Genomic DNA, 26,244 nt, shown 5'->3' with positions numbered 1-26,244 from the left:
GAAGTACTCAGGGCCGAACCGGCTGAAATAAAAAAAACAATGTCGAGGAAACATCGATGCGTATCGTTCCCCATCTCCTGGGCGCAGCCGTTGCTGTCGCTCTGATCAGCACTCCAGCTTTCGCTGCCGAACTGACCGGCACGCTGAAAAAGATCAAAGAGTCCGGCGTCATCACGCTCGGGCATCGCGACGCTTCCATTCCGTTCTCCTACATCGCGGACGCTTCCGGCAAGCCGGTCGGCTACTCCCACGACATCCAGCTGAAAGTCGTCGAAGCCCTGAAAAAAGACCTGGACCTGCCGAACCTGCAGGTCAAGTACAACCTGGTCACTTCGCAAACCCGTATCCCACTGGTACAGAACGGCACCGTGGACCTGGAATGCGGCTCCACCACCAACAACGTCGAGCGTCAGCAGCAGGTTGACTTCTCCGTTGGCATCTTCGAGATCGGTACCCGCCTGCTCTCCAAGAAAGATTCCAAGTACAAGGATTTCGACGACCTGAAAGGCAAGAACGTCGTGACCACCGCCGGCACCACCTCCGAGCGACTGCTCAAGGCCATGAATGCCGACAAGCAGATGGGCATGAACGTCATCTCCGCCAAGGACCACGGCGAATCCTTCCAGATGCTGGAATCGGGTCGTGCCGTCGCGTTCATGATGGACGACGCCCTGCTGGCCGGCGAAGCGGCCAAGGCCAAGAAAGCCGATGACTGGGCCGTCACTGGTACGCCACAGTCCTACGAAATCTACGGCTGCATGATGCGCAAAGGCGACGAGCCGTTCAAAAAGGCTGTGGATGACGCCATCAAGGCCACCTACGCGTCGGGCGAGATCAACAAGATCTACGACAAGTGGTTCACCCAGCCGATTCCACCGAAAAACCTGAACCTGAACTTCCCGATGAGCGACGAGCTCAAGACACTGATCGCCAATCCGACCGACAAAGCGGCTGACGACAAGAAGTCCTGAGTTTTCTGACTAACCTTATCTCCTGAAGGGGCCCGGCCCTTTCAGGGGATGGTCACTCCCAGCTGACAATAAGGAAACACTCGAACCGGTGGCTGTCGAGCCGGACGCGTGTGCCTGACCTTCAAGGTCGGGCGGGAACGGAGCTTCCCCAGACGGGCATCTGTACATCGAACGATCTGAGGGGAGACCCTAATGAATTACAACTGGGACTGGGGCGTGTTCTTCAAGTCCACCGGCGTGGGCAGCGAGACTTATCTCGACTGGTACATCGCCGGTCTGGGCTGGACCATCGCCATCGCCGTCGTGGCCTGGATCATTGCCCTGTTGCTGGGCTCGGTCCTGGGTGTGATGCGCACCGTGCCGAACCGGCTGGTGTCGGGTATCGCCACCTGCTACGTGGAGCTTTTCCGTAACGTGCCGTTGTTGGTGCAGCTGTTCATCTGGTACTTCCTGGTCCCCGACCTGCTGCCGGAAAACCTGCAGGAATGGTACAAGCAGGACCTGAACCCGACCACCTCGGCCTACCTGAGCGTCGTTGTGTGCCTGGGCCTGTTCACCGCCGCCCGGGTCTGCGAACAAGTGCGCACCGGTATCCAGGCGCTGCCACGCGGCCAGGAATCCGCTGCCCGGGCCATGGGCTTCAAGCTGCCGCAGATCTACTGGAACGTGCTGCTGCCCCAGGCCTACCGGATCATCATTCCGCCGCTCACCTCGGAATTCCTCAACGTATTCAAGAACTCCTCCGTGGCCTCGCTGATCGGCCTGATGGAACTGCTCGCGCAGACCAAGCAGACCGCCGAGTTCTCCGCCAACCTGTTCGAAGCCTTCACCCTGGCGACCTTGATCTATTTCACCCTGAACATGAGCCTGATGCTGCTCATGCGCATGGTCGAGAAGAAAGTCGCGGTGCCCGGCCTCATCTCCGTGGGGGGTAAATAATGGAATTCGATTTCAGTGGTGTCGTTCCGGCCATTCCCGGCCTGTGGAACGGCATGGTGATGACCCTCAAGCTGATGGTCCTGGGCGTGGTCGGTGGCATCGTCCTGGGAACGATCCTGGCGCTGATGCGCCTGTCCCATAACAAGTTGCTGTCCAATATCGCCGGCGCCTACGTCAACTACTTCCGCTCGATCCCGCTGCTGCTGGTGATCACCTGGTTCTACCTGGCGGTGCCGTTCGTGCTGCGCTGGATCACCGGCGAAGACACGCCGATCGGTGCGTTCGGTTCCTGCGTCGTGGCGTTCATGATGTTCGAAGCCGCGTACTTCTGCGAAATCGTGCGGGCCGGCGTACAGTCGATCCCCAAGGGCCAGATGGGCGCTGCCCAGGCGCTGGGCATGAATTATGGCCAGACCATGCGCCTGATCATCCTGCCCCAGGCGTTTCGCAAGATGACCCCGCTGCTGCTGCAACAGAGCATCATCCTGTTTCAGGACACCTCGCTGGTCTACACCGTCGGCCTGGTGGACTTCCTCAATGCTTCGCGAGCCAATGGCGACATCATCGGCCGCTCCAATGAGTTCCTGATCGTCGCAGGTCTCGTGTACTTCACAATCAGCTTTGCCGCCTCGCTGCTGGTCAAGCGTCTGCAAAAAAGGTTCGCCGTATGATCTCTATCAAGAACATCAACAAGTGGTATGGGGACTTCCAGGTACTGACCAATTGCAGCACCGAGGTCAGCAAGGGTGAAGTGGTCGTGGTATGCGGTCCGTCGGGTTCGGGCAAGTCCACCCTGATCAAGTGCGTGAACGCCCTGGAGCCGTTCCAGAAAGGCGACATCGTGGTCGACGGCACGTCCATCGCCGACCCGAAGACCAACCTGCCGAAACTGCGTTCGCGGGTGGGCATGGTGTTCCAGCACTTCGAACTGTTCCCGCACCTGACCATCACCGAGAACCTGACCATCGCGCAGATCAAGGTGCTGGGCCGCAGCAAGGAAGAAGCCACCAAAAAAGGCTTGCAGTTGCTCGATCGGGTCGGCCTCTCGGCTCACGCCCACAAGCATCCGGGCCAGCTCTCCGGCGGCCAGCAACAACGCGTGGCGATTGCTCGTGCGCTGGCGATGGACCCGGTGGTGATGCTGTTCGACGAACCGACTTCGGCCCTCGACCCGGAAATGGTCAACGAAGTGCTCGACGTGATGGTGCAACTGGCCCACGAAGGCATGACCATGATGTGCGTGACCCACGAAATGGGCTTCGCCCGCAAGGTGGCGAACCGGGTGATCTTCATGGACCAGGGCCAGATCATCGAAGACTGCCCGAAGGAGGAGTTCTTCGGCGACATCAGCGCCCGCTCCGAACGTGCGCAGCACTTCCTTGAGAAAATCCTGCAGCACTAAAAGCTCAGCCCCACTCCCTGTGGGAGCGAGCCTGCTCGCGAAAGCGGACGGACATTCAACATCGACGTTGGCTGTGCTGGCCTCATCGCGAGCAGGCTCGCTCCCACAAGGGATCGGAGCTGCTTTGTGGATTTGTGTTGTGGTTGACCCAAGGCTTCTGTGATGAAATGCGACCCCACCCTCTATCGCGCGACGCCGCCATCACTTGCCGTGAAACCCCGCCTGATCCGCCATCTGTTTCTGCCGCCGTTGATCATCGCGCTGATGATCGGCCTGGGTTACCTTGGTTTCTGGATCAGCGAGCACTACGGCATTCGCGGTCTCGCCGAGAATGGCGAGCGCCAGCTGGAATTGCACGCCCGTGCGGTCGAGAGCGAGATCAGCAAGTACACCTACCTGCCCAGCCTGCTGGAGCTTGAATCCAGTGTCTCGCAACTGCTCGACGACCCGACACCGGAACATCGCAAGACCGTCAACGAATACCTCGAAGGCCTGAACCGCCGCAGCCGCAGCCGGGCCATCTATGTGATGGACACTACCGGCCGGGTCATGGCCACCAGTAACTGGCGCGACGTCGACAGTTACCTGGGCGAAGACCTGTCCTTCCGTGCCTATTTCCAGAACGCCGTTCGCGGCCAGCCGGGACGTTTCTACGGCATCGGCAGCACCAACGGCGAGCCGGGTTATTACCTGGCCCATGGTCTCGAACAACAGGGCAAGATCATCGGCGTCGCCGTGGTCAAGGTCCGGCTCGAAGCCATGGAGGAGCGCTGGCAACGGGCGCGCCTGGAAGCATTCGTCAGCGACGAGAACGGCATCATCATCCTCTCCAGCGACCCGGCACGACGACTCAAGTCCGTGCGTCCGCTGAGTGACGATACCAAGGAACGCCTGGCTCGTAGCCTGCAGTACTACTGGTTCCCGCTGAACGAATTGATCCCCCTGGCCCGGGAACGGCTGACCGAGGGCATGGAGAAACTGACGTTCCCGGCCAACACCGAAGTGGCCGCCGAAAAGCAGGCCATCAGTTACCTCTCGCAGACCCGGCCCTTGAACGACACGCCGTGGAATTTCACCCTGCTGACGCCCCTTGAAGATCTGCGGCGCCAATCGATCAACCAGGGCATCCTGGTGGCCGTGGCCTTCGCCCTGGTGGCGTTCCTGCTGATCGCCTGGAACGAACGGCGCAAAGTCATCGCGACCCGCCTCGCCGCCCGCGAAGCCTTGCAGGAAGCCAACAGCCAGCTCGAGCGTCGGATTACCGAACGCACCACCGACCTCAGGGCCAGCAACGATCGGCTCAAGAGCCAGATCCGCGAACGCCGGCAGGCCGAAGAAACATTGCGCCGGGCCCAGGACGAATTGATACAGGCTGGCAAACTGGCCGCCATCGGCCAGATGTCCACCAGCATCGCCCACGAGCTCAACCAGCCGCTGGCCGCGCTGCGTACCTTGTCCGGCAACACCGTGCGCTTCCTGGAGCGCGGCCAGCTGGATACCGCCAGCGCCAATCTCAGGACCATCAACGAACTGATCGATCGCATGGGTCGGATCACCGCCAGCCTGCGTTCCTTTGCCCGGCGCGGGGACGACAAGGGCCGGGCCAGCCTCGGCAAGGCCGTCGAGGCCGCCCAGCTATTGCTGACCGCTCGCCTTGAAAGCCAGAATGTCCAGGTCCATGCCGGTTTCGAGGACATCCAGGTGCAGATTGACCAGACGCGCCTGGAGCAGATCCTGGTGAACCTGATCGGCAATGCACTGGACGCCATGCAGGGCCGACCCGAGCCACGGCTGTGGCTCGAAGGCCAGGCCCAAGATGGAAAATATCGCCTGCGGGTACGGGACAACGGTCATGGCATCGACCCCGAGACACGCAAGCATCTGTTCGAGCCCTTCTTCACCACCAAACCCGGCGAACAAGGCCTGGGCCTGGGCCTGACGCTCTCGGCGAGCCTCGCCGCCGCCGCTGGCGGGCACCTGGATGTCGAGCACCCGGATGGCGGTGGCAGCACCTTTGTCCTCAGTTTACCGTTGGTAAGCCCTTTATCCGCCGAGCCGCTATGAACAACGACCTGAGCGTACTGATCGTCGAAGACGATCCCCATGTCCTGCTGGGCTGCCAGCAGGCCCTGGCCCTGGAAGACATTCCCTGCGTCGGCGTGGGCAGCGCCGAGGAAGCCCTGGCGCGGGTCGGCGATGACTTTGCCGGCATTGTCATCAGTGACATCCGCCTGCCGGGCATCGATGGCCTGGAGCTGCTGACCCGCCTCAAGGCACGGGACCGCAGCCTGCCGGTGGTGCTGATCACCGGTCATGGCGACATCTCCATGGCGGTGGGCGCCATGCAGAAAGGCGCCTACGACTTCATGGAGAAACCCTTCTCCCCCGAACGCCTGGTGGACGTCGCCCGTCGCGCCCTGGAACAGCGCAGCCTGGCCCGCGAGGTCACTTCGCTGCGCCGGCAACTGGCCGAGCGCGACTCCCTGGAAGGTCGGATCATCGGCCGTTCGCCGGCCATGCAGCACTTGCGGGAATTGATCGCCAACGTCGCCGATACTTCGGCCAACGTGTTGATAGAAGGTGAAACCGGTACCGGCAAAGAGTTGGTCGCCCGCTGCCTGCACGATTTCAGCCGACGCCATGGCAAACAGTTCGTCGCACTGAACTGCGGCGGCCTGCCAGAGAACCTGTTCGAAAGCGAGATCTTCGGCCATGAGGCCAATGCCTTCACCGGCGCCGGCAAGCGTCGGATCGGCAAGATCGAACACGCCGACGGCGGCACGCTGTTTCTCGATGAAGTGGAAAGCATGCCCCTGCCCTTGCAGATCAAATTGCTGCGCGTGCTGCAGGAACGCACCCTCGAACGGCTGGGTTCGAACCAGAGCGTGGCCGTGGATTGCCGGGTGATCGCCGCCACCAAGTCCGACCTGGATGAACTGGGTCGGGCCGGACAGTTTCGCAGCGACCTGTACTACCGCCTCAACGTGGTGACCCTGGAACTGCCGCCGCTACGGGAGCGGCGCGAAGACATCCTGCAACTGTTCGAGCATTTTCTTCAGCAGTCGTCCCTGCGCTTCGACCGCACGGCGCCGGCGCTGGACAACCAGACCCTGTCGAACCTGATGAGCCACGACTGGCCGGGCAACGTGCGCGAGCTGCGCAACGTCGCCGAACGTTTCGCCCTCGGCCTGCCGGCCTTCAAGAAGTCCGGGGCCAGCGGCGCCAGCCAGGGCCTGGCCTTCGCCGAAGCAGTGGAAGCCTTCGAGCGCAACCTGCTGGTCGACGCCTTGCAACGCAGCGGTGGCAACCTGACCCAGGCCAGCCAGGAACTGGGGATGGCCAAGACCACGCTGTTCGACAAAGTCAAAAAGTATGGCCTGAGCCACTGAACGGGGACGATGACACTGTGGACCTGATTTTCAAGGCGGCGCTCGGCGCGGCGGTGGTGGTGATCCTGGCGATGCTCGCCAAGACCCGAAACTATTACATCGCCGGGCTGGTGCCGTTGTTCCCCACCTTTGCCCTGATCGCCCATTACATCGTCGGCAAGGGCCGCTCGGTGGACGACCTGAAGACCACCATCGTGTTCGGCATGTGGTCGATCATTCCCTACTTCGTGTATCTGGCGACGCTGTACATCATGGTCGATCGCATGCGCCTCGAGGCTTCACTGGCCGTGGCGGCCGTGGCCTGGCTGATGGCGGCGACGGTGCTGGTCAGTGTCTGGGTGAGGGTCCACGGCTGAATGTTGGCGGCACCCTGTGGGCGCGAGCTTGCTCGCGATAGCGGTGGATCAGCGTGTGGTGATGCTGCCTGTACTGCCGCCATCGCGAGCAGGCTCGCTCCCACAGGGGCCTGGGTGGCCGCAACATGGTGGGAGCGAGCCTGCTCGCGATGGCGCCGGATCAGTAGCCGACGGTGAAGCGCGTGCGTGAGAACTGCGGTGCTTCCACCTCATCGATCATCGCAATGGCGTAGTCGGCAAAGCTGATCCAGCTGCGCCCGGTGGCGTCGAACATCAGGTGGTCCTTACCGACCCGAAATTGGCCGGTGCGTCCGGTTTCCACGAACTCCGCCGAGGGCGAGAGGAAGGTCCAGTCCAGGTCCTGCTCCTTGCGCAGCACGTCCAGGAACAATGCACCGGCGGAGGCTTCGGCGAGGTATTCCTGCGGGAAACCATCGCTGTCGATCACCCGGCTGTTGTCCGGCAGCAGCAACGAACCGGCGCCGCCCACCACCAGCAACCGCTTGACCCCGGCGGCCTTCAGCGGCGCGACGATCTTGTCGGCCGGCACGGTGGCAAAGTGGGCAGCGCTGATCACCACGTCGTGACCGTCGACCGCGGCGGTCAACGCCTCGCTGTCCAGTACGTCCAGTTGCTTGCAGGTCACCCCGGCCCTTTCCCCGATTTTCGCGGTGTTACGGGCGATGGCCGTCACGCTGTGACCGCGACGCAGGGCTTCTTCCATCAGCTGGCTGCCGGCACGACCGGTAGCGCCGATGATTGCGATTTTGCTCATGGTGTTCTCCTGTGATTAACGATGTTTGACAGAATACTGTTGTGAATACAAAGCCCGTGGGAGCAAAGCTTGCTCGCGATACAGACGCCGCGATTTCAGAAAGACCGCATCAAATTCATCGCGGGCAAGCCTGGCTCCCACAGGCCTTGCTCCTGCATAACAAGAACAAGTCCCTCACCACTTCATCTCACCCTTCGCCACCTTGGCACTGAGCGCCAGGGAGCTGTCTTCGCCCAGGGAGGGATAACGTTGTTTCATGGCCGCGATCAGCGCGGCGGAATCCTTGGCCCGGGCGGTCTCTTCGTCGAACGCCTTGATGTAGCCGGCGGTGAAGGTGACCGCAGCCAGGGAGCGGGTGCTCTGGCCGAGGTAATGGCCCGGGATCACGGTGCTCGGCTGCAACTTCTCAATGCCGGCCAGTGTCGCCAGCCAGTCTTTATGGGACTGCGGCGTCTGGGTGTCGGCCATCCAGACATGAATGTTCTCGGCCACCACCACACCACCCACGACTGCCTTGATCGATGGAATCCACAGGAAACTGCGCTCCGGTTGTGGACCGTCGAGGCCGACGATCTGCAGGCGCTGGCCCTCCAGCATCAGGCTGTCGCCCTTGAGCACCTGGGGCACGACCGCCTTGGCCGGCGCGTCGGCCTTCAGGATCGGGCCCCAGTATTTAAGCTTGCCGTCGACGGTCTGCTTGATGTGCTCGACGGTCGGCGCAGACGCCAGCACCTTGGCTTCAGGGAACGCAGCGGTCAGGGTTTCCAGGCCGAAATAGTAGTCCGGGTCGCCATGGCTGATATAAATCGCGGTCAGTTGCTTGCCGCTGGCGCGGATTTTCTGCACCACCTGTTCAGCCTGGGATTTGCCGAATTGGGCATCCACCAGAATCGCCTCCTTTGCGCCGCTGACCAGTACCGAGGTCACCGGGAAAACCGCTGCCTCGCCAGGATTGTAGACGTCGAGCGTGAGGTCGGCGGCCCAGGCGTGGGCGGTGAGGACCAGGCCGGCGGTTGCCAGCAACAGGCGCTTGAGTGGGGTGATTGCGGTCATGCTGTGCTCCATTGTCCATAGGCCCCTAAAGGCAATGGAACGGAGCTTAGTCATCTGGTTCGTTCCAAAAAATGCGATGCTACGACATAGTTTGTTTCTGAAAGCGGGCAAATCATGGATCGTCTACAAGCAATGCGGGTGTTTGTCGCCGTGGTGGACCTGGGCAGCCAGTCGGCAGCGGCCGAGTACCTGGACCTGTCACGGCCGGTGGTCTCGCGCTATCTGGCGGAGCTGGAGGATTGGGTCGGTGCCCGGCTGATGCACCGCACCACCCGCAAACTGAGCCTGACGGCCGCCGGCCTGGAGGTATTGCCGCGCTGCCGACAGATGCTGGAACTGTCCAGCGACATGCAGGCGGCCGTCAGCGCGCCGGACGATGCCCCGCGGGGCATAGTGCGCATCAGCGCCAGCACCTCGTTCGGCCAGGCCCAGTTGGCAGCGGCCATCGCCGAGTACGTCAGCCGGTACCCGGGGGTGAGCGTCGACCTGCAAATGCTGGATCGCACCGTGAACCTGGTGGACGAACGCATCGACCTGGCGATCCGCATGAGCAACGACCTGGACCCCAGCCTGATCGCCCGACGCCTCACCGTCTGCCGCTCGGTGATCTGCGCCTCGCCCGGTTACCTGCGCAAGCACCCGGTACCGCAACGGGTCGAGGACCTGAGCCAGCACAATTGCCTGACCCATTCCTACGTGGGTAAGAGCCTCTGGCATTTCGACCAGGATGGCGAGCAGGTCTCGGTGCCGGTGCAGGGCAATATCAGCGGCAACGACGCCAGCACCTTGCTGCGGGCGACCATGGCCGGTGCCGGCGTGGCAATGCTGCCCAGCTACCAGGCCGGCGCCCACATCAAGAGCGGCGAACTGACCCGGCTGCTGGCCCACGCCGAACCCCGGCAGATGAACATGTACGCGGTGTACGCATCACGCCGGCACATGCCGTCGGCGCTGCGCAGCCTGGTGGACTTCCTGGTGACGAGGTTTCCCGAGACACCGGAGTGGGACGTGGGGTTGTAGAAATACTTCCTCACCAATACCCCCTGTGGGAGCGAGCCTGCTCGCGATGGCGGAGTATCAGTCAGCATTTGCGCAACTGACACAGCGCCATCGCGAGCAGGCTCGCTCCCACAGGGGCAATACACCTCTCAAGTCGTGCACCTGGATTCCACCAACAGCCCGCCCCAAGGCATACTTGCCACCCTCCGCACTCCAGAACCCGAAACCGCCCCATGCGTATCCACGTCAGTTTCATCGACCGCGTCGGCATCACCCAGGAAGTCCTGGCGTTGCTGGGTGGGCGCAATCTCAACCTGGATGCGGTGGAGATGGTGCCGCCCAACGTCTACATCGACGCCCCGACCCTCAGCCCGCAGGTGCTGGACGAGCTGCGTGAGGCGCTGTTCAGCGTGCGGGGCGTACAAGCGGTCACCGTGGTGGACATCCTGCCGGGCCAGCGTCGGCACCTGCAGCTCGATGCCCTGCTGGCGGCCATGACCGACCCGGTGCTGGCCCTCGACAGCGCCGGCAACGTATTGCTGGCCAACCCTGCGCTGATCGCCCTGTACGGTCGCGAACCGGCCGGCGAGAGCGTGGCCGGGCTGTTCGGGGACGAGGCGCTGTTGGGCACCTTGCTGGAGAACGGCTTTCGCTTGCCGCTACGGGAAATCACCCTCAATGGCCAGACCTGGTTGCTGGACGCCACGCCCATCACCGACGCCGGTGCGCTGCTCACGCTGTACCAGCCGAACCGCATCGGCGAACGCCTGTCGGCGCTGCACCACGACCATGCCGAAGGGTTTGACGCGCTGCTCGGCGACTCTCCGGCGATCCGCACCCTCAAGGCCCGGGCGCAACGGGTTGCGGCGCTGGATGCGCCGCTGTTGATCCAGGGCGAGACCGGCACCGGCAAGGAGCTGGTGGCCCGGGCCTGCCATGCCATCAGTGCGCGGCACGGCGCACCGTTCCTGGCCCTGAACTGCGCCGCGCTGCCGGAGAACCTGGCCGAAAGCGAACTGTTCGGCTACGCCCCCGGCGCCTTTACCGGTGCCCAGCGCGGCGGTAAGCCGGGGCTGATGGAACTGGCGAACCAGGGCACGGTGTTCCTCGACGAAATCGGCGAGATGTCGCCGTACCTGCAGGCCAAGCTGCTGCGTTTCCTCAACGACGGCAGCTTCCGTCGGGTCGGCGGCGACCGGGAAATCAAGGTCAACGTGCGGATCCTCAGCGCGACCCATCGCAACCTGGAGAAAATGGTCAACGAAGGTTCGTTCCGCGAAGACCTGTTCTATCGCCTGAACGTGCTCAACGTCGAGGTCCCGCCACTGCGTGAGCGCGGCCAGGACATCCTGCTGCTGGCCCGGCATTTCATGCAGCAGGCCTGCGCCCAGATCCAACGCCCGGTCTGTCGCCTGGCCCCCGGCACCTATCCGGCGCTGCTGGGCAACCGCTGGCCAGGCAACGTGCGACAACTGCAGAACGTGATCTTCCGCGCCGCGGCGATCTGCGAGAGCAGCCTGGTGGACATCGGCGACCTGGACATCGCCGGCACCTCCGTCGCGCGCCAAGGCGATGTGGACGTCGAAAGCCTGGAGCAGGCCGTGGAAACCTTCGAGAAACACTTGCTCGAAAGCCTCTACGTCAACTACCCCTCCACCCGTCAACTCGCCAGCCGCCTGCAGACCTCCCATACGGCGATTGCCCATCGGTTGCGCAAGTATGGGATTCCCAACAAGCCGTAGCCGCATCACCTTCCCCATGTGGGAGCGAGCAGGCTCGCTCCCACATGGGCCTGCCTCGACCAACAATCGGCTCAAAAACGACCTCCATCTGTACTGAAAGCGCTACAGTGGAACGATATCGCTACAGCTAGCGGTAAACTGCGCCGGATAAGGCTTTGATCCCACAATCATTTTTTCCAGGCGCGACACTGTAGCGATTTCGCTACAGACCGGATTCCCCGCGCCACTCAAAATCCCCTCAAGTCATTGATTCATAAACACTTATCGACATTGGCCGCATTCTTGCTATGGCTATAACCATACGGCCGGGTCATGTCCCGCGCCTTTCTTCGCGTCCACCAGACGAATCTGGCCCCAGGAGTTTCCATGAGCGAGTTGCGTTTCACTGAAGATCACGAATGGCTGCGCGCCGAAGCCGATGGCAGCGTCACAGTCGGCATCACCGCGTTTGCACAGAACGCTTTGGGCGATGTGGTCTATGTTCAGTTACCGGAACTGCAAACCTACGCCAAGGGTGACGAAGCCTCTACCGTGGAATCGGTGAAGGCCGCCAGCGGTGTCTACATGCCGCTGGACGGTGAAGTGCTGGAAGTCAACCCGGCCCTGGAAAGCAATCCTGAACTGGTCAACGAAGATCCGCTGGGCGAAGGCTGGTTTTTCCGTTTCAAGCCAGCCAATGCCGCTGAAGTTGGCCAACTGCTGGATCAGGACGCCTACGACCGCCTGATCAAAGCCAACGCCGAAGCCTGAGGAGCGCCACATGACCGTTAATCTGGGCACCGCCAACGAATTCATCGCCCGTCATATCGGCCCACGGGCCAGCGACGAGCAAGCCATGCTCGAACGCCTGGGCTACGACTCCCTGGAAGCCCTGAGCGCCAGCGTCATCCCTGAGAGCATCAAGGGCACCAGCGTGCTGGAGATGGGTGACGGCCAGAGCGAAGCCGATGCACTGGCCTCGATCAAAGCCATCGCAGCCAAGAACCAACTGTTCAAGACCTACATCGGCCAGGGCTACTACAACTGCCATACGCCGGCACCGATCCTGCGCAACCTGCTGGAAAACCCGGCCTGGTACACCGCCTACACGCCGTACCAACCGGAAATTTCCCAGGGTCGTCTCGAAGCGCTGCTGAACTTCCAGACCCTGATCAGCGACCTCACCGGCCTGCCGATTGCCAACGCCTCCCTGCTGGACGAAGCCACCGCCGCCGCCGAGGCCATGACCTTCTGCAAGCGCCTGAGCAAGAACAAGGGTAGCAACGCCTTCTTCGCCTCGCGCCATTGCCACCCGCAGACCCTCGACGTGCTGCGCACCCGCGCCGAGCCCCTGGGCATCGACGTGGTGGTCGGCGACGAACGCGAGCTGACCGATGCCAGCCCGTTCTTCGGCGCGCTGCTGCAATACCCGGCCAGCAACGGCGACCTGTTCGACTACCGCGAATTGACCGAACGCTTCCACGGGGCCAACGCCCTGGTAGCGGTCGCGGCTGATCTGCTGGCCCTGACCCTGCTGACCCCGCCAGGTGAATTCGGCGCCGATGTCGCCATCGGCAGCGCCCAACGCTTCGGCGTACCGCTGGGTTTCGGCGGCCCGCACGCGGCTTATTTCTCCACTAAAGATGCCTTCAAGCGCGACATGCCAGGCCGCCTGGTCGGGGTGTCGGTGGACCGTTTCGGCAAGCCGGCCCTGCGCCTGGCGATGCAGACCCGCGAGCAACACATCCGTCGCGAGAAAGCCACCAGCAACATCTGCACCGCCCAGGTGCTGCTGGCGAACATCGCCAGCATGTACGCGGTGTACCACGGTCCCAAGGGCCTGGTGCAAATCGCCAACCGCATCCATCACCTGACCGCGATCCTCGCCAAGGGCCTGGGCGCGTTGGGCGTGAGCGTCGAACAGGACAGTTTCTTCGACACCCTGACCCTGCACACCGGCGCGCAAACCGCCGCCCTGCACGACCAGGCCCGCGCCCAACGCATCAACCTGCGCGTAGTAGACGCTGAACGCCTGGGCCTGTCCCTGGACGAAACCACCTGCCAGGCCGACATCGAAACCCTCTGGCGCGTGTTGGCCGACGGCAAGGCCCTGCCGGACTTCGCCGCCCTGGCTGCCAGCGTGCAGAGCCGCATCCCCGCCGAGCTGGTGCGCCAGTCGCCGGTGCTCAGCCACCCGGTGTTCAACCGCTACCATTCCGAAACCGAGCTGATGCGCTATCTGCGCAAGCTCGCCGACAAGGACCTGGCCCTGGATCGCACCATGATCCCGCTGGGTTCCTGCACCATGAAACTCAACGCCGCCAGTGAAATGATCCCGGTGACCTGGGCCGAATTCGGTGCCCTGCACCCATTCGCCCCGGCCGAGCAGAGCGCCGGTTACCAGCAGTTGACCGATGAACTGGAAGCCATGCTGTGCGCCGCCACCGGTTACGACGCGGTGTCGCTGCAACCCAACGCCGGTTCCCAGGGTGAGTACGCCGGCCTGCTGGCGATCCGCGCCTATCACCAGAGCCGTGGCGAAGAGCGTCGCGACATCTGCCTGATCCCTTCGTCGGCCCACGGCACCAACCCGGCCACCGCCAACATGGCCGGCATGCGCGTGGTGGTCACCGCGTGCGATGCCCGTGGCAACGTCGACATCGAAGACCTGCGGGCCAAGGCCATCGAGCACCGCGAACACCTCGCCGCACTGATGATCACCTACCCGTCCACCCACGGTGTGTTCGAGGAAGGCATCCGCGAAATCTGCGGCATCATCCATGACAACGGCGGCCAGGTGTACATCGACGGCGCCAACATGAACGCCATGGTCGGCCTCTGTGCGCCGGGCAAGTTCGGCGGCGACGTGTCGCACCTGAACCTGCACAAGACGTTCTGCATCCCCCACGGCGGTGGCGGCCCGGGCGTCGGCCCGATTGGCGTCAAGTCGCACCTGGCGCCTTTCCTGCCGGGCCACGCCAACATGGAACGCAAGGAAGGCGCGGTGTGTGCGGCGCCGTTCGGCAGCGCCAGCATCCTGCCGATCACCTGGATGTACATCCGCATGATGGGTGGCGCGGGCCTCAAGCGCGCCTCGCAGCTGGCGATCCTCAATGCCAACTACATCGCCCGTCGCCTGGAAGAGCACTACCCGGTGCTCTACACCGGTAGCAACGGTCTGGTGGCCCACGAGTGCATCCTCGACCTGCGTCCGCTCAAGGACAGCAGCGGCATCAGTGTCGATGACGTGGCCAAGCGCCTGATCGACTTCGGCTTCCACGCCCCGACCATGTCGTTCCCGGTGGCCGGCACGCTGATGATCGAGCCGACCGAAAGCGAGTCCAAGGAAGAACTGGACCGCTTCTGCGACGCCATGATCTGCATCCGCGAAGAAATCCGCGCGGTGGAAAACGGCAGCCTGGACAAGGACGACAACCCGTTGAAAAACGCCCCGCACACCGCAGCGGAAATCGTCGGCGAGTGGACCCACCCCTACAGCCGCGAACAGGCGGTGTACCCGGTCGCGTCGTTGATCGAAAGCAAATACTGGCCACCAGTGGGCCGGGTCGACAACGTGTTCGGCGACCGCAACCTGGTCTGCGCCTGCCCGTCGATCGAAAGCTACGCTTGACTTGTGAGGGGGCGGGTTCGCCCGTCCCCCTCAACCGCCGCATTCCCCCTTGTGGGAGCGAGCCTGCTCGCGATGGCGGTGTGACAGCCAATTCAGATGTTGACTGACACTCCGCCATCGCGAGCAGGCTCGCTCCCACAGGGATCACTTTCAATCTTTCGATCGCCATAAAAAGAAACCGGAGAAACACCATGTCGTTAAGCGTGTTCGACCTGTTCAAGATCGGTATCGGCCCTTCCAGTTCCCATACGGTCGGCCCGATGCGTGCCGCTGCCCGTTTCGTCGAAGGGCTGCGTCGTGATGACCTGCTCGAGACCATTACCAGCGTCAAGGTGGAGCTGTACGGTTCCCTCGGCGCCACCGGCAAAGGCCACGGCAGTGACAAGGCCGTGTTGCTGGGCCTGGAAGGCGAACACCCGGACACCGTGGACACCGAAACAGTGACCGCCCGCCTGCAGGAAATCCGCAGCAATGGTCGCTTGAACCTGCTGGGCCAGCACCCCATCGAATTCAACGAAAAACTGCACCTGGCGATGATTCGCAAGCCGCTGCCCTTCCACCCCAACGGCATGATCTTCCGCGCCTTCGACGGCGCGGGCCTGCAAGTGCGCAGCCGTGAGTACTACTCGGTGGGTGGCGGCTTCGTCGTCGATGAAGGCGCCGCCGGCGCCGACCGGATTGTCGAAGACGCCACGCCCCTGACCTTCCCGTTCAAAAGCGCAAAGGATCTGCTGGGCCACTGCAGCACCTATGGTCTGTCCATCAGCCAGGTGATGCTGACCAACGAAAGCGCCTGGCGCCCCGAAGCCGAAACCCGCGCCGGTCTGCTGAAGATCTGGCAGGTGATGCAGGATTGCGTGGCGGCCGGGTGCCGCAACGAAGGCATCCTGCCGGGCGGGCTGAAGGTCAAGCGACGGGCAGCGGCGCTGCACCGCCAGTTGTGCAAAAACCCCGAAGCGGCGTTGCGCGACCCGTTGTCGGTGCTGGACTGGGTCAACCTGTATGCCCTGGCCGTCAACGAGGAAAACGCCTTTGGCGGGCGTGTCGTCACCGCGCCCACCAACGGCGCGGCGGGGATCATCCCGGCCGTGCTGCATTACTACATGCGCTTCATTCCCGGGGCCAACGAGGACGGCGTGGTGCGGTTCCTGCTGACCGCCGCCGCCATTGGCATCCTGTACAAGGAAAACGCCTCCATCTCCGGCGCCGAGGTCGGTTGCCAAGGTGAAGTCGGCGTCGCCTGCTCCATGGCCGCCGGCGCCTTGTGCGAAGTCCTGGGCGGCACGGTGCAGCAAGTGGAGAACGCCGCTGAAATCGGCATGGAACACAACCTCGGCCTGACTTGCGACCCGATCGGCGGCCTGGTGCAAGTGCCCTGCATCGAACGCAACGCCATGGGCTCGGTGAAAGCCATCAACGCGGTGCGCATGGCCATGCGTGGCGACGGGCATCACTTCGTGTCCCTCGACAAGGTCATCCGCACCATGCGCCAGACCGGCGCCGACATGAAAAGCAAATACAAGGAGACCGCCCGCGGCGGTCTGGCGGTCAACATCATCGAATGCTGATGCGCGCTGCTTGCCTCTATTCATTTTTCCAGGAGCTGATATGTCCACCGAACAACTGCTGAAGACCCCGCTGCATGCTCTGCACCTAGAACTGGGCGCCCGCATGGTGCCGTTCGCAGGCTACGACATGCCGGTGCAGTACCCATTGGGGGTCATGAAAGAACATCAGCACACCCGCGATCAGGCCGGGCTGTTCGACGTGTCCCACATGGGCCAGATCCGCCTGACCGGCCCGGGCGCTGCCCAGGCCCTGGAAACCCTGGTGCCGGTGGACATCATCGACCTGCCGGTGGGCATGCAGCGCTACGCCATGTTCACCAATGCCAATGGCGGCATTCTCGACGACCTGATGGTGGCCAACCTGGGCAACAACGAGCTGTTCCTGGTGGTCAACGCAGCGTGCAAGGACCAGGACCTGGCCCATCTGCGCACTCACATCGGCGACCAGTGCGACATCGAGCCGCTGTTCGAAGCCCGTGCCCTGCTCGCCCTGCAAGGTCCGGCCGCCGTCACCGTGCTGGCTCGCCTGGCACCGGACGTGGCGAAAATGACCTTCATGCAATTCCAACGCGTCACGCTGCTGGGCATGGACTGTTTTGTCAGCCGTTCGGGCTACACCGGTGAAGACGGTTTCGAAATCTCCGTGCCCGCCGCCGAGGCGGAAAAACTCGCCCGTGCCCTGCTGGCGGAACCGGAAGTGGCCGCCATCGGCCTCGGCGCCCGTGACTCCCTGCGCCTGGAAGCCGGTCTGTGCCTCTATGGCCACGACATGAACACCGACACGACGCCGATCGAAGCCAGCCTGCTCTGGGCCATCTCCAAGGTCCGCCGTGCCGACGGTGCCCGCGCCGGTGGCTTCCCGGGCGCCGAGACCGTGTTCGCTCAGCAACACAATGGCGTGAGCCGTAAACGCGTCGGCCTGCTGCCCCAGGAACGCACCCCGGTGCGCGAAGGCGCGGAAATCGTCAACGAGACAGGCGAGATCATCGGTACCGTGTGCAGCGGCGGCTTCGGTCCGACCCTGGGTGGTCCTTTGGCGATGGGTTATCTGGACGCCGCCTATACCATCCTGGAAACGCCCGTCTGGGCCATTGTCCGTGGGAAAAGGGTGCCTTTGCTTGTAAGCAAAATGCCATTCGTTGCACAACGCTACTACCGCGGCTGATTGACTGTTTCTATAAGTAACGCGATTGCGTTATACGTGCACTAATGTGTAACGCAACCGCCATAAAAAGGTGCATTATCTCCTATTGAACGGTGTTTATAACGCTGCCAAACAATTGAACTAGCCTATCGATTAAGCCCAGACCAACGAAACGCATAAATGGCGCGAAGCTTAGGAAAACCGGGCCCTTCAGAGGGGGTTGTTTTTTCATTCGTAGTTGGCGTAGAGTTTGGTCACTGTGTTTGCATGGGTCGCTTGGAATCGTGACCTGGGCAGTAGCCTATGAAGTTCGCTACATCCCGTTCGACGTCTCTTACTTTCCTGCAACCCAGCCCCAGTACTCTTTCAAGTGAAAGAGGCTGTCATCAATTTTAAGCGTCAAAGGAAATAAGAAAATGGCTGAGCGTCAGAGCGGTACCGTCAAGTGGTTCAACGACGAAAAGGGTTTTGGTTTTATCACTCCTGAAAGCGGTCCGGATCTGTTCGTGCATTTCCGTGCCATTCAGGGCAACGGCTTCAAGAGCCTGAAAGAAGGCCAGAAAGTCACCTTCGTTGCCGTGCAAGGCCAGAAAGGCATGCAGGCTGACGAGGTTGTTGCCGAAGCCTAAGCTTTCGCAACCCCAGAAGCCCCTGATTGATATCAGGGGCTTTTTTATGGGCGTAAATCCGTAGAATGGGCTTCTTTTTGGTCCGAGGCCGTCATGCCGAAACACCTGCTCATCCCTCAGGGCGACTTCCCCCCCGTCGGCCTGGGTCGTCGCCTGGCGGCGATGTTCTATGACTTTCTGCTGTGCACGGCGCTGCTGATCGTCACCAGCGGCGTCTACAAGATGATCCAGATGGGGATCATCGGCGAAGAGAAAATGCGCACCCTCACCGAAGCTGGCGCACTGGATGGCGACCCCTTGCTGTCCACCGTGCTGCTGTTCGTGCTGTTCGGTTTCTTCGCCAAGTTCTGGACCCATAACGGCCAGACCCTGGGCATGCAGGTGTGGGGCATCCGCGTACAGAACGCCGATGGCACGGCCATCAGCCTGTGGCAGGCGTTGTTGCGGTTCGTGGTGTCGATTGCCTCATGGCTGCCGGTAGGGCTGGGCTTCTTCTGGTCGCTGTTCGACAAACGCAAGCGCAGCTGGCATGACATCTACTCGGACACGCAGTTGGTGCGGGTTCCCAAGAAGACCAAGTGAGGACGCTCCGCGTCCCAGAGCCGAATGCGGAGCGTCCGTAGAGACATTCCCACGCGGAGCGTGGGAACGAACATCAGGACTCAGGCGTTACCGGCCAGCTTCATCCGCGCCGCCTGGGTGAAGTCCAGCATGCGCTTGAGCGGACGAATGGCCTGGGGGATCAACGCCGGGTCGACGAAGATCTCATTGGTGCCTTCCTGCAAGCTCTTGAGGGTGCGCTCCAGGGTATTCATCGCCATCCACGGGCAGTGGGCGCAACTGCGGCACGCCGCGCCGTTGCCGGCGGTAGGGGCTTCGATGAAGACCTTGTCCGGACACAATTGCTGCATCTTGTAGAAAATGCCACGGTCGGTCGCGACGATCAGCGTCTTGTTCGGCAGGCTCTGGGCCGCGGCGATCAGTTGACTGGTGGAGCCCACGGCGTCCGCCAGTTCAATCACCGAGGTCGGCGATTCCGGGTGTACCAGGATCGCGGCGTCCGGGTACAGGGCCTTCATGTCCTCCAGTTGCTTGGACTTGAACTCCTCATGGACGATGCAAGCGCCGTCCCAGAGCAGCATGTCGGCGCCGGTCTTGCGCTGGATGTAAGTGCCCAGGTGCTTGTCCGGGCCCCAGATGATCGTCTCGCCGTTGTCCATCAGGCTCTCGACGATTTCCAGCGCACAGCTGGACGTCACCACCCAGTCGGCCCGGGCCTTGACCGCCGCCGATGTGTTGGCATACACCACCACGGTACGCTCTGGATGCTGGTCGCAGAACGCCGAGAACTCGTCCACCGGGCAACCGAGGTCCAGGGAGCAGGTGGCTTCCAGGGTCGGCATCAGCACGCGTTTTTCAGGGTTGAGGATCTTGGCGGTCTCGCCCATGAACCGGACCCCGGCCACCACCACGGTCTTGGCCGGATGAGCGTTGCCGAAGCGGGCCATTTCCAGGGAGTCGGACACGCAGCCCCCGGTTTCCTCGGCCAGGGCCTGGATGATCGGGTCGCAGTAGAAGTGCGCGACCAGCACCGCGTCCTGAGCCTTGAGCTCGGCGGCGATGGCGGCGCGGTACCAGGCTTCTTGCTCGGCACTCAGCGGCTTGGGCTGCTTGGCGTCGAGGTGAGCCTGGACCAGAAGGCGTTCGGAAATTTGCGTCATGTTCGCAAGACCTGCAGGCGCATTTGCGCGAAAGTCGAGTATACACCCGGCTCCGGACCACTCGGGTACCGCCGGGAAAGTGGGTATCAATCAGGCACGGGACAGCGTGAAGCCGGCAAGGCTACAGAATATCCCGCCGATGCAAAAGATCATTCTGATCGGTGCCTGGCCGGCACGCCCCAGCGCCATTCAAACACCGCGTCGCTGGGAGCGGATGCCCAGACCAACCTGACTGAAATGTAATCACCCGCCCCGCTCGCCTGTGTCATCTTTTGCTTCACACCTGCACGGGGATTGCCCCACGCACGTCGCGAATCGACTGATGGACTTTTATCGATGCAAACAAAAACTTCCCGGCGCACCTTCGTAAAGGGCCTGACCGCTGGCGGCATCCTGGGAGGGCTGGGCCTGTGGCGCGCGCCCGTCTGGGCGATGACCGCCCCAGGCCAGCCCACTGTATTGAGCGGCACCGACTTCGACCTGTTCATTGGCGAAAGCCCGGTCAATTTCACCGGTCATCCCCGCATCGCCCAGACCATCAACGGCGGCATTCCCGGCCCACTGCTGCGTTGGCGCGAAGGCGACACCGTGACCCTGCGGGTACGCAATCGCTTGAAGGACACCACGTCCATCCACTGGCACGGCATCCTTCTGCCGGCCAACATGGACGGCGTGCCAGGGTTGAGCTTCAAGGGCATCGAACCCGACGGCCAGTACGTCTACCAATTCAAGGTCCGCCAGAACGGCACGTACTGGTACCACAGCCATTCCGGGTTCCAGGAGCAATCCGGAGTGTATGGCCCGCTGGTCATCGACGCCCGGGAACCCGAGCCCTTCCAGTACGAACGGGACTACGTGGTCATGCTCACCGACTGGACCGACGAAGACCCCGCCGACGTCATCCGCAAACTCAAGAAGCAATCGGACTACTACAACTACAACAAACGCACCGTCGGCGACTTCATCGACGATGTCGCCAGCAAAGGTTGGGGCGCCGCCGTGGCCGATCGCAAGATGTGGGCCGAGATGAAGATGAACCCCACCGACCTGGCGGACGTCAGCGGCGCGACCTACACCTACTTGATGAACGGCCAGGCGCCGGACATGAACTGGACCGGCCTGTTCAAGCCCGGCGAGCGGATTCGCCTGCGCTTTATCAACGGTTCGTCCATGACTTACTTCGATGTGCGCATCCCCGGCCTGAAAATGACGGTGGTCGCCTCCGACGGCCAATACGTCAATCCGGTGCCAGTGGATGAGTTCCGGATCGCCGTGGCCGAGACCTACGACGTCATCATCGAACCGACCGAGCAGGCCTATACCCTGTTTGCCCAGTCGATGGACCGCACCGGGTATGCCCGTGGCACCCTGGCGACCCGAGCCGGGCTCTCAGCGCCTGTCCCACCGCTGGACCCGCGACCGCTGGTGACCATGGACGACATGGGCATGGGCGGCATGGACCACGGTGGCATGGCTGGCATGGGTGATATGAGCGGCATGGACCATGGATCGATGCAAGGCATGGATCACAGCAAGATGCCCGCAATGAATCACGGCGCCATGCAGGACATGCAGGGTATGGACGGCATGCAGGGCATGGATCAAAGCGAAATGTCGACCATGGATCAGGGTGACATGCCGATGATGGACCACGGCGCCATGCCAGGCATGGGCAACATGCCGTCCCATCCGGCATCGGAACAAGACAACCCGCTGGTGGACATGCAAGCCATGAGCGTCAAGCCCAAGCTCGACGACCCGGGCATGGGCCTGCGCAACAACGGTCGCAAGGTGCTGACCTATGCGGACCTGCGCAGCACCTTCCCCGACCCGGACGGCCGCGAACCGGGTCGCACCATTGAATTGCACCTGACCGGGCACATGGAAAAGTTCGTCTGGTCATTCAATGGCGTGAAGTTCTCCGACGCCGAACCGTTGCTGTTCAAGTACGGCGAACGGCTGCGCATCGTGCTGATCAACGACACCATGATGACTCACCCCATCCATCTGCACGGCATGTGGAGCGACCTGGAGGACGAAAACGGTCAGTTCATGGTCCGCAAGCACACCCTCGACGTGCCGCCCGGCTCCAGGCGCAGCTACCGGGTCACCGCCGACGCCCTAGGCCGCTGGGCGTATCACTGTCACCTGCTCTTCCACATGGAAATGGGCATGTTCCGTGAAATCCGGGTACAGGAATGAGGAGCCGAACCATGACCCGCCACATTCAATCTCCTTTCCTGTCGATGATGATCATGGCCGGCCTGGCACAAGGCATCGCCGCACCCGCCTGGGCCGCCGGCAACGCTATGCCAGCCATGGATCACAGCCAGATGCAGGGCATGGACCATGGCCAGATGCAAGGCATGCAGTCGATGCAGGACATGCAGTCGATGGAGCCGCCCAGGACCACCAGCCGCACGCCGATCCCCGAACTGACCGCCGCCGATCGCGCAGCGGTTTATGAGGACCACGGTGGTCACCAGGTGCATGACAGCGCGCTCAACTCATTCTTCCTGGTCAATCAGTTGGAATGGCAAGACGCCGACGAAGGCAGCGCACTGAGTTGGGACGCCTCCGGCTGGATCGGCGGCGACATCGACCGGTTGTGGCTGCGCACCGAAGGCGAACGCACCAACGGCAAGACCGAAGAAGCCGAGCTCCAGGCCCTCTGGGGCCACGCCATCAGCCCCTGGTGGGACGTGGTGGCCGGCGTGCGCCAGGACTTCAAGCCGGACGAGCCGCAAACCTGGGCTGCCTTGGGCATCCAGGGCATGGCGCTGTACAACTTCGAAACCCAGGCCACGGCCTACCTCGGCGAGAACGGCCAGAGCGCCGTACGCCTGGAGGGCGACTACGACATCCTGTTGACCAACCGCCTGATCCTGCAGCCCACCGCCGAAGCCAACTTCTATGGCAAGAACGATCCGCAGCGCGCGGTGGGTTCAGGTCTGTCGGATACCGAGCTGGGCCTGCGGCTGCGTTATGAAATCCGTCGCGAATTCGCCCCTTACATCGGCGTCACCTGGAACCGCACCTATGGCAACACCGCCGACTACGCCCGCGAAGAAGGCGACGACCGCAGCGAGGCACGCCTGGTCCTGGGCGTGCGCATGTGGTTCTGACGGTTTGAGCCCCCTCCATTTCCCAAAAAACTAGAAAACCGTTGTAGGAGTCCTTGCATGTCATTCATCAAAAACGCTGTGATCACCGTTGCGTTGTCCACCGGCCTGCTGAGCAGCGGCCTGACCCAGGCACACCCCAAGCTGCTGTCCACCACCCCTGCCGAAGGATCGCAGGGACCGGCACCGGCGAAGATCGAGCTGCACTTTTCCGAGAACCTGATGACCAAGTTCTCCGGCGCCAAGCTGCTGATGACCGAGATGCCCGGCATGTCGGCCCATTCGCCGATGCCCATGGCGGCCAAGGTATCGGGCAGCGAAGACCCCAAGACCATGGTCATCGTCCCGAATACCCCGCTCACGTCGGGCACCTATCAGGTCCAATGGCGCGCGGTATCGTCCGATACTCACCCGATTACCGGCAACGTCACTTTCAAGGTGAAGTGAGTTGAGCGACTCGACCGACATAGATCTGATCAACATTGTTCTACGCCTGGCCCTGTATCTGGACCTGATGTTGTTGTTCGGCCTGGCGGCTTTCGGCCTTTATGGTCTGCGAGGCCAGGAACGGAAGTCGGGTGAAGTGTTGCCTTTCGCAAGGCTCCTGGCGAGCACGGCCATCATCGGCGTGCTGCTGTCCATCGCCGGCATGTTGTGCATGGTCTGGGCCATGAGCGGCGTTACGGACTGGGCCGAGTTGCAGCCGCACGTTGAAATGATGGTATTGGAGACTGATATGGGCTCGAGCTGGAGCCTGCGGATCCTGGCATTGATGGTGACCGTTGCCGCCGCGACGCAAAGCAAGCGCTGGCCAAGCGCAAGCCTGTGGCTGGGCACGCTGGCCGCCAGCGTGGCCCTTGCGACGCTGGCGTGGGCCGGCCATGGTGCCATGGACGAAGGCGAACGACGGGGCTGGCACTTCATCACTGACTTTTTGCACCTGTGGGCAGCAGGTGCCTGGGTGGGCGCCTTGGCGGCGTTTGTGCTGCTGCTTCACCAGGCCGAACACCGATTGCCGGTGCTGTCTCGGGCCCTGACCGGTTTTGAAAACGCAGGGGCCGTGATCGTGCTGATCATCAGCGTGACCGGCATGATGAATTACCTGTTCATCGTCGGCCCGAGCATCGACGGGCTGTTCGACAGCACCTATGGTCAGTTGCTGACACTTAAACTTGTCCTGTTCGGGGCCATGCTGGTGTTCGCCGCACTGAACCGTTTTCATCTGAGCCCGCAGTTGGAGCTGGCCAGGCAAACCGACGAACGCAGCATCGCCGTGAGGGCCTTGCGGCGCAGCATGGTACTTGAGTTCTCTGTAGCGGTGGTCATCCTGGGATTGGTGGCCTGGCTGGGTACGTTGAGCCCGGCCATGGAATAGCCTCTGTGGGAGCGAGCCTGCTCGCGATGGCGGTGGGTCAGCTTGCGGCAATGTTGACCTTACCGCCGTCTTCGCGGGCAAGCCCGGCTCCCACAGGGTTGATGAGCATTTAATCTTTCAATATCACTGCCCAGTTTTCAGTTTGCCCCTGCCCTCGCTTCGCGGCCTAAATGGCATTTTTATCAGCCAAGGCTCCGTTATGGAAAATGTTCGAACTTCAAGCACCCACGCCGTCTGGCTGATGGTCAGTGTGGTGTTGGTGGCGCTGAACCTGCGACCTTCGATGGCGGCGGTCGGGCCGTTGTTGTCAGCCATTCGCGGCGAGGTGCCGTTGAGTTTCAGCACCGCCTCGCTGCTGACCATGCTGCCGGTCATGGCGATGGGCCTGGCGATGTTCCTGGGCATGCGCATTGCGCTGCGCATCGGTGAACACCGCACTATCGTACTCTCGCTGTTGATCATCGGCATCGCCACGGCGTCGCGCCTGTATCTGGACAGCGCCGTCGAGCTGATTATCAGCGCCGTGGTGGCCGGGGTCGGGATCGCGCTGATTCAGGCGGTGATGCCGGCCCTGATCAAATCACGCTTCAGCGACAACGTCTCGCTGTTCATGGGGCTGTATGTCACCTCGATCATGGGCGGGGCAGCCCTGGCGGCGTCATTCTCACCTTTCGTCCTGACACAGACCGGCAGCTGGCGTATCGGCCTGGCGATCTGGGCGGTGCTGGCGCTGGTTGCCCTGGGTTGCTGGTACGCCCAGCGCTCGGCCGTGACGCCGTTACCCGACGCCCCGAGCCGGAACAAGGAATCGTTCTTCGCTAATGGCCGGGCCTGGTTGCTGGCGATTTTCTTCGGCCTGGGCACTGCGTCCTATACCTGTGTGTTGGCCTGGCTGGCACCGTACTACGTGGAAAAAGGCTGGAGCGAACAGCACGCGGGCCTATTGCTCGGGTTCCTCACGGCGATGGAAGTACTCTCGGGCCTCGTCACCCCGGCAATCGCCAACCGCAGCCAGGACAAGCGTCTGGTGCTGGCCGTTCTGCTGGCCCTGATCATGGGCGGTTTCTGCGGTCTGATCCTCAGCCCTGAACGCTTCAGCCTGTTGTGGCCCTGCCTGCTGGGACTGGGTATCGGCGGCCTGTTCCCGATGAGCCTGATCGTATCCCTCGACCATCTGGACAACCCACGCCGGGCCGGTGGCCTGACGGCGTTCGTGCAAGGCATCGGCTATCTGATCGCTGGGCTTTCACCCCTGATCGCCGGGATGATCCGCGATCAGTTGGGCAGCTTCGAATGGGCCTGGTGGTCGCTCACCGCGGTCATGGCGCTGATGATCCTGATGGTGTTGCGCTTCAATCCCAAGCAGTACGCGCGGCACATCAGCTAGCGGAACCGTTCGCGTCACCGAAAAAAGGGCCGCAATGAATGCGGCCCTGTCTTTATCCCCCT

General features: G+C 62.4%; 23 protein-coding genes. 20 read left to right on the top strand and 3 right to left on the bottom strand.

Features of this window, described 5'->3' with window-relative positions; translation table 11 throughout:
* The first annotated feature begins 56 nt into the window (after positions 1–56).
* The 7 genes from CGA22_RS19270 (at position 57) to CGA22_RS19240 (ending at position 7,057) form a co-directional block, all read left to right on the top strand.
* Positions 57–971: a glutamate/aspartate ABC transporter substrate-binding protein gene (locus tag CGA22_RS19270; RefSeq protein ID WP_041020251.1), complete on the top strand. Its 915-nt coding sequence runs from the start codon at positions 57–59 to the stop codon at positions 969–971.
* Between the two features lie 192 nt (positions 972–1,163).
* On the top strand, positions 1,164–1,910 hold the full coding sequence (locus CGA22_RS19265) for an amino acid ABC transporter permease (RefSeq protein WP_041020252.1): 747 nt from the start codon (positions 1,164–1,166) through the stop codon (positions 1,908–1,910).
* The gene (locus CGA22_RS19260; RefSeq protein WP_041020253.1) at positions 1,910–2,581 is read left to right on the top strand and encodes an amino acid ABC transporter permease; all 672 of its coding nucleotides are present in this window, start codon (positions 1,910–1,912) and stop codon (positions 2,579–2,581) included. Before CGA22_RS19265 ends, CGA22_RS19260 begins: the two co-directional genes overlap by 1 nt.
* Positions 2,578–3,312, top strand: a complete 735-nt coding sequence (locus tag CGA22_RS19255) for an amino acid ABC transporter ATP-binding protein (RefSeq protein WP_024779491.1) — start codon at positions 2,578–2,580, stop codon at positions 3,310–3,312. Before CGA22_RS19260 ends, CGA22_RS19255 begins: the two co-directional genes overlap by 4 nt.
* Before the next feature lie 162 nt (positions 3,313–3,474).
* Entirely contained in the window at positions 3,475–5,376 is a 1,902-nt protein-coding gene (locus CGA22_RS19250; protein WP_041020254.1) for a sensor histidine kinase, read from the top strand.
* Complete coding sequence (locus CGA22_RS19245; RefSeq protein ID WP_041020255.1) at positions 5,373–6,701, top strand: sigma-54-dependent transcriptional regulator; 1,329 nt, start codon at positions 5,373–5,375, stop codon at positions 6,699–6,701. The genes CGA22_RS19250 and CGA22_RS19245 overlap by 4 nt, the downstream gene beginning before the upstream one ends.
* Before the next feature lie 26 nt (positions 6,702–6,727).
* Complete coding sequence (locus CGA22_RS19240; RefSeq protein WP_170167956.1) at positions 6,728–7,057, top strand: GlpM family protein; 330 nt, start codon at positions 6,728–6,730, stop codon at positions 7,055–7,057.
* A gap of 160 nt (positions 7,058–7,217) precedes the next feature.
* On the opposite strand, the gene CGA22_RS19235 is transcribed toward CGA22_RS19240, so the two are convergent.
* Positions 7,218–7,832, bottom strand: coding sequence for an NAD(P)-dependent oxidoreductase (locus tag CGA22_RS19235; protein WP_041020256.1), 615 nt, complete (start codon positions 7,830–7,832; stop codon positions 7,218–7,220).
* A gap of 174 nt (positions 7,833–8,006) precedes the next feature.
* The gene (locus CGA22_RS19230; RefSeq protein ID WP_041020257.1) at positions 8,007–8,885 is read right to left on the bottom strand and encodes an MBL fold metallo-hydrolase; all 879 of its coding nucleotides are present in this window, start codon (positions 8,883–8,885) and stop codon (positions 8,007–8,009) included.
* A gap of 114 nt (positions 8,886–8,999) precedes the next feature.
* Here CGA22_RS19230 and CGA22_RS19225 point away from each other — a divergent pair, with 114 nt between their 5' ends.
* From CGA22_RS19225 to CGA22_RS19190, 8 genes are all read left to right on the top strand, one after another.
* On the top strand, positions 9,000–9,905 hold the full coding sequence (locus tag CGA22_RS19225; RefSeq protein WP_223194844.1) for a LysR family transcriptional regulator: 906 nt from the start codon (positions 9,000–9,002) through the stop codon (positions 9,903–9,905).
* Between the two features lie 212 nt (positions 9,906–10,117).
* Positions 10,118–11,626, top strand: a complete 1,509-nt coding sequence (locus CGA22_RS19220; RefSeq protein WP_041020259.1) for a sigma-54-dependent transcriptional regulator — start codon at positions 10,118–10,120, stop codon at positions 11,624–11,626.
* Positions 11,627–11,992: 366 nt separating this feature from the next.
* Positions 11,993–12,376 carry a glycine cleavage system protein GcvH gene (gene gcvH / locus CGA22_RS19215; protein WP_024779483.1) on the top strand — a complete coding sequence of 128 codons (384 nt, stop codon included), beginning with the start codon at positions 11,993–11,995 and terminating at the stop codon, positions 12,374–12,376.
* Between the two features lie 10 nt (positions 12,377–12,386).
* Entirely contained in the window at positions 12,387–15,236 is a 2,850-nt protein-coding gene (gene gcvP / locus CGA22_RS19210; protein ID WP_041020260.1) for an aminomethyl-transferring glycine dehydrogenase, read from the top strand.
* A gap of 191 nt (positions 15,237–15,427) precedes the next feature.
* Positions 15,428–16,804 (top strand): L-serine ammonia-lyase, encoded by a 1,377-nt coding sequence (locus tag CGA22_RS19205; protein WP_041020261.1) that lies wholly within the window; start codon positions 15,428–15,430, stop codon positions 16,802–16,804.
* Positions 16,805–16,844: 40 nt separating this feature from the next.
* On the top strand, positions 16,845–17,969 hold the full coding sequence (gcvT, locus tag CGA22_RS19200; RefSeq protein ID WP_041020262.1) for a glycine cleavage system aminomethyltransferase GcvT: 1,125 nt from the start codon (positions 16,845–16,847) through the stop codon (positions 17,967–17,969).
* 395 nt (positions 17,970–18,364) lie between these two features.
* Positions 18,365–18,577 (top strand): cold-shock protein, encoded by a 213-nt coding sequence (locus CGA22_RS19195; protein WP_024779479.1) that lies wholly within the window; start codon positions 18,365–18,367, stop codon positions 18,575–18,577.
* A gap of 93 nt (positions 18,578–18,670) precedes the next feature.
* Positions 18,671–19,159, top strand: a complete 489-nt coding sequence (locus CGA22_RS19190; RefSeq protein ID WP_041020263.1) for an RDD family protein — start codon at positions 18,671–18,673, stop codon at positions 19,157–19,159.
* A gap of 80 nt (positions 19,160–19,239) precedes the next feature.
* Here CGA22_RS19190 and nadA read toward each other — a convergent pair whose 3' ends face one another.
* On the bottom strand, positions 19,240–20,298 hold the full coding sequence (gene nadA / locus CGA22_RS19185) for a quinolinate synthase NadA (RefSeq protein WP_024779477.1): 1,059 nt from the start codon (positions 20,296–20,298) through the stop codon (positions 19,240–19,242).
* Between the two features lie 336 nt (positions 20,299–20,634).
* Here nadA and CGA22_RS19180 point away from each other — a divergent pair, with 336 nt between their 5' ends.
* The 5 genes from CGA22_RS19180 (at position 20,635) to CGA22_RS19160 (ending at position 26,182) form a co-directional block, all read left to right on the top strand.
* Positions 20,635–22,500 (top strand): copper resistance system multicopper oxidase, encoded by a 1,866-nt coding sequence (locus CGA22_RS19180; protein ID WP_188258679.1) that lies wholly within the window; start codon positions 20,635–20,637, stop codon positions 22,498–22,500.
* An 11-nt stretch (positions 22,501–22,511) separates the two neighbouring features.
* Positions 22,512–23,423 carry a copper resistance protein B gene (locus CGA22_RS19175; RefSeq protein ID WP_041021775.1) on the top strand — a complete coding sequence of 304 codons (912 nt, stop codon included), beginning with the start codon at positions 22,512–22,514 and terminating at the stop codon, positions 23,421–23,423.
* Between the two features lie 57 nt (positions 23,424–23,480).
* On the top strand, positions 23,481–23,867 hold the full coding sequence (gene copC / locus CGA22_RS19170) for a copper homeostasis periplasmic binding protein CopC (protein ID WP_041021776.1): 387 nt from the start codon (positions 23,481–23,483) through the stop codon (positions 23,865–23,867).
* Position 23,868: 1 nt separating this feature from the next.
* Positions 23,869–24,795: a copper homeostasis membrane protein CopD gene (gene copD / locus CGA22_RS19165; protein ID WP_041021777.1), complete on the top strand. Its 927-nt coding sequence runs from the start codon at positions 23,869–23,871 to the stop codon at positions 24,793–24,795.
* 199 nt (positions 24,796–24,994) lie between these two features.
* Positions 24,995–26,182 (top strand): cyanate transporter, encoded by a 1,188-nt coding sequence (locus tag CGA22_RS19160; RefSeq protein WP_041021778.1) that lies wholly within the window; start codon positions 24,995–24,997, stop codon positions 26,180–26,182.
* Positions 26,183–26,244 lie beyond the last annotated feature (62 nt).

Source organism: Pseudomonas sp. PSB18 (assembly GCF_014596565.1).
GTDB lineage: Bacteria > Pseudomonadota > Gammaproteobacteria > Pseudomonadales > Pseudomonadaceae > Aquipseudomonas.
Note: the sequence above shows the minus strand (reverse complement) of the source record. Positions and strands in the feature narration are given on the sequence as shown.

Excerpts from the sequence above, each read along its gene's own strand:
- CGA22_RS19260 (WP_041020253.1), top strand. The coding sequence starts at position 1,910 with ATGGAATTCGATTTCAGTGGTGTCGTTCCGGCCATTCCCGGCCTGTGG.
- CGA22_RS19190 (WP_041020263.1), top strand. The coding sequence starts at position 18,671 with ATGCCGAAACACCTGCTCATCCCTCAGGGCGACTTCCCCCCCGTCGGC.
- CGA22_RS19195 (WP_024779479.1), top strand. The coding sequence starts at position 18,365 with ATGGCTGAGCGTCAGAGCGGTACCGTCAAGTGGTTCAACGACGAAAAG.
- CGA22_RS19265 (WP_041020252.1), top strand. The coding sequence starts at position 1,164 with ATGAATTACAACTGGGACTGGGGCGTGTTCTTCAAGTCCACCGGCGTG.
- nadA (WP_024779477.1), bottom strand. The coding sequence starts at position 20,298 with ATGACGCAAATTTCCGAACGCCTTCTGGTCCAGGCTCACCTCGACGCC.
- CGA22_RS19230 (WP_041020257.1), bottom strand. The coding sequence starts at position 8,885 with ATGACCGCAATCACCCCACTCAAGCGCCTGTTGCTGGCAACCGCCGGC.
- gcvH (WP_024779483.1), top strand. The coding sequence starts at position 11,993 with ATGAGCGAGTTGCGTTTCACTGAAGATCACGAATGGCTGCGCGCCGAA.
- CGA22_RS19205 (WP_041020261.1), top strand. The coding sequence starts at position 15,428 with ATGTCGTTAAGCGTGTTCGACCTGTTCAAGATCGGTATCGGCCCTTCC.
- CGA22_RS19180 (WP_188258679.1), top strand. The coding sequence starts at position 20,635 with ATGCAAACAAAAACTTCCCGGCGCACCTTCGTAAAGGGCCTGACCGCT.
- CGA22_RS19160 (WP_041021778.1), top strand. The coding sequence starts at position 24,995 with ATGGAAAATGTTCGAACTTCAAGCACCCACGCCGTCTGGCTGATGGTC.
- CGA22_RS19250 (WP_041020254.1), top strand. The coding sequence starts at position 3,475 with ATGAAATGCGACCCCACCCTCTATCGCGCGACGCCGCCATCACTTGCC.
- CGA22_RS19235 (WP_041020256.1), bottom strand. The coding sequence starts at position 7,832 with ATGAGCAAAATCGCAATCATCGGCGCTACCGGTCGTGCCGGCAGCCAG.
- CGA22_RS19245 (WP_041020255.1), top strand. The coding sequence starts at position 5,373 with ATGAACAACGACCTGAGCGTACTGATCGTCGAAGACGATCCCCATGTC.
- CGA22_RS19175 (WP_041021775.1), top strand. The coding sequence starts at position 22,512 with ATGACCCGCCACATTCAATCTCCTTTCCTGTCGATGATGATCATGGCC.
- CGA22_RS19225 (WP_223194844.1), top strand. The coding sequence starts at position 9,000 with ATGGATCGTCTACAAGCAATGCGGGTGTTTGTCGCCGTGGTGGACCTG.
- CGA22_RS19270 (WP_041020251.1), top strand. The coding sequence starts at position 57 with ATGCGTATCGTTCCCCATCTCCTGGGCGCAGCCGTTGCTGTCGCTCTG.
- CGA22_RS19255 (WP_024779491.1), top strand. The coding sequence starts at position 2,578 with ATGATCTCTATCAAGAACATCAACAAGTGGTATGGGGACTTCCAGGTA.
- gcvT (WP_041020262.1), top strand. The coding sequence starts at position 16,845 with ATGTCCACCGAACAACTGCTGAAGACCCCGCTGCATGCTCTGCACCTA.
- CGA22_RS19220 (WP_041020259.1), top strand. The coding sequence starts at position 10,118 with ATGCGTATCCACGTCAGTTTCATCGACCGCGTCGGCATCACCCAGGAA.
- gcvP (WP_041020260.1), top strand. The coding sequence starts at position 12,387 with ATGACCGTTAATCTGGGCACCGCCAACGAATTCATCGCCCGTCATATC.
- copC (WP_041021776.1), top strand. The coding sequence starts at position 23,481 with ATGTCATTCATCAAAAACGCTGTGATCACCGTTGCGTTGTCCACCGGC.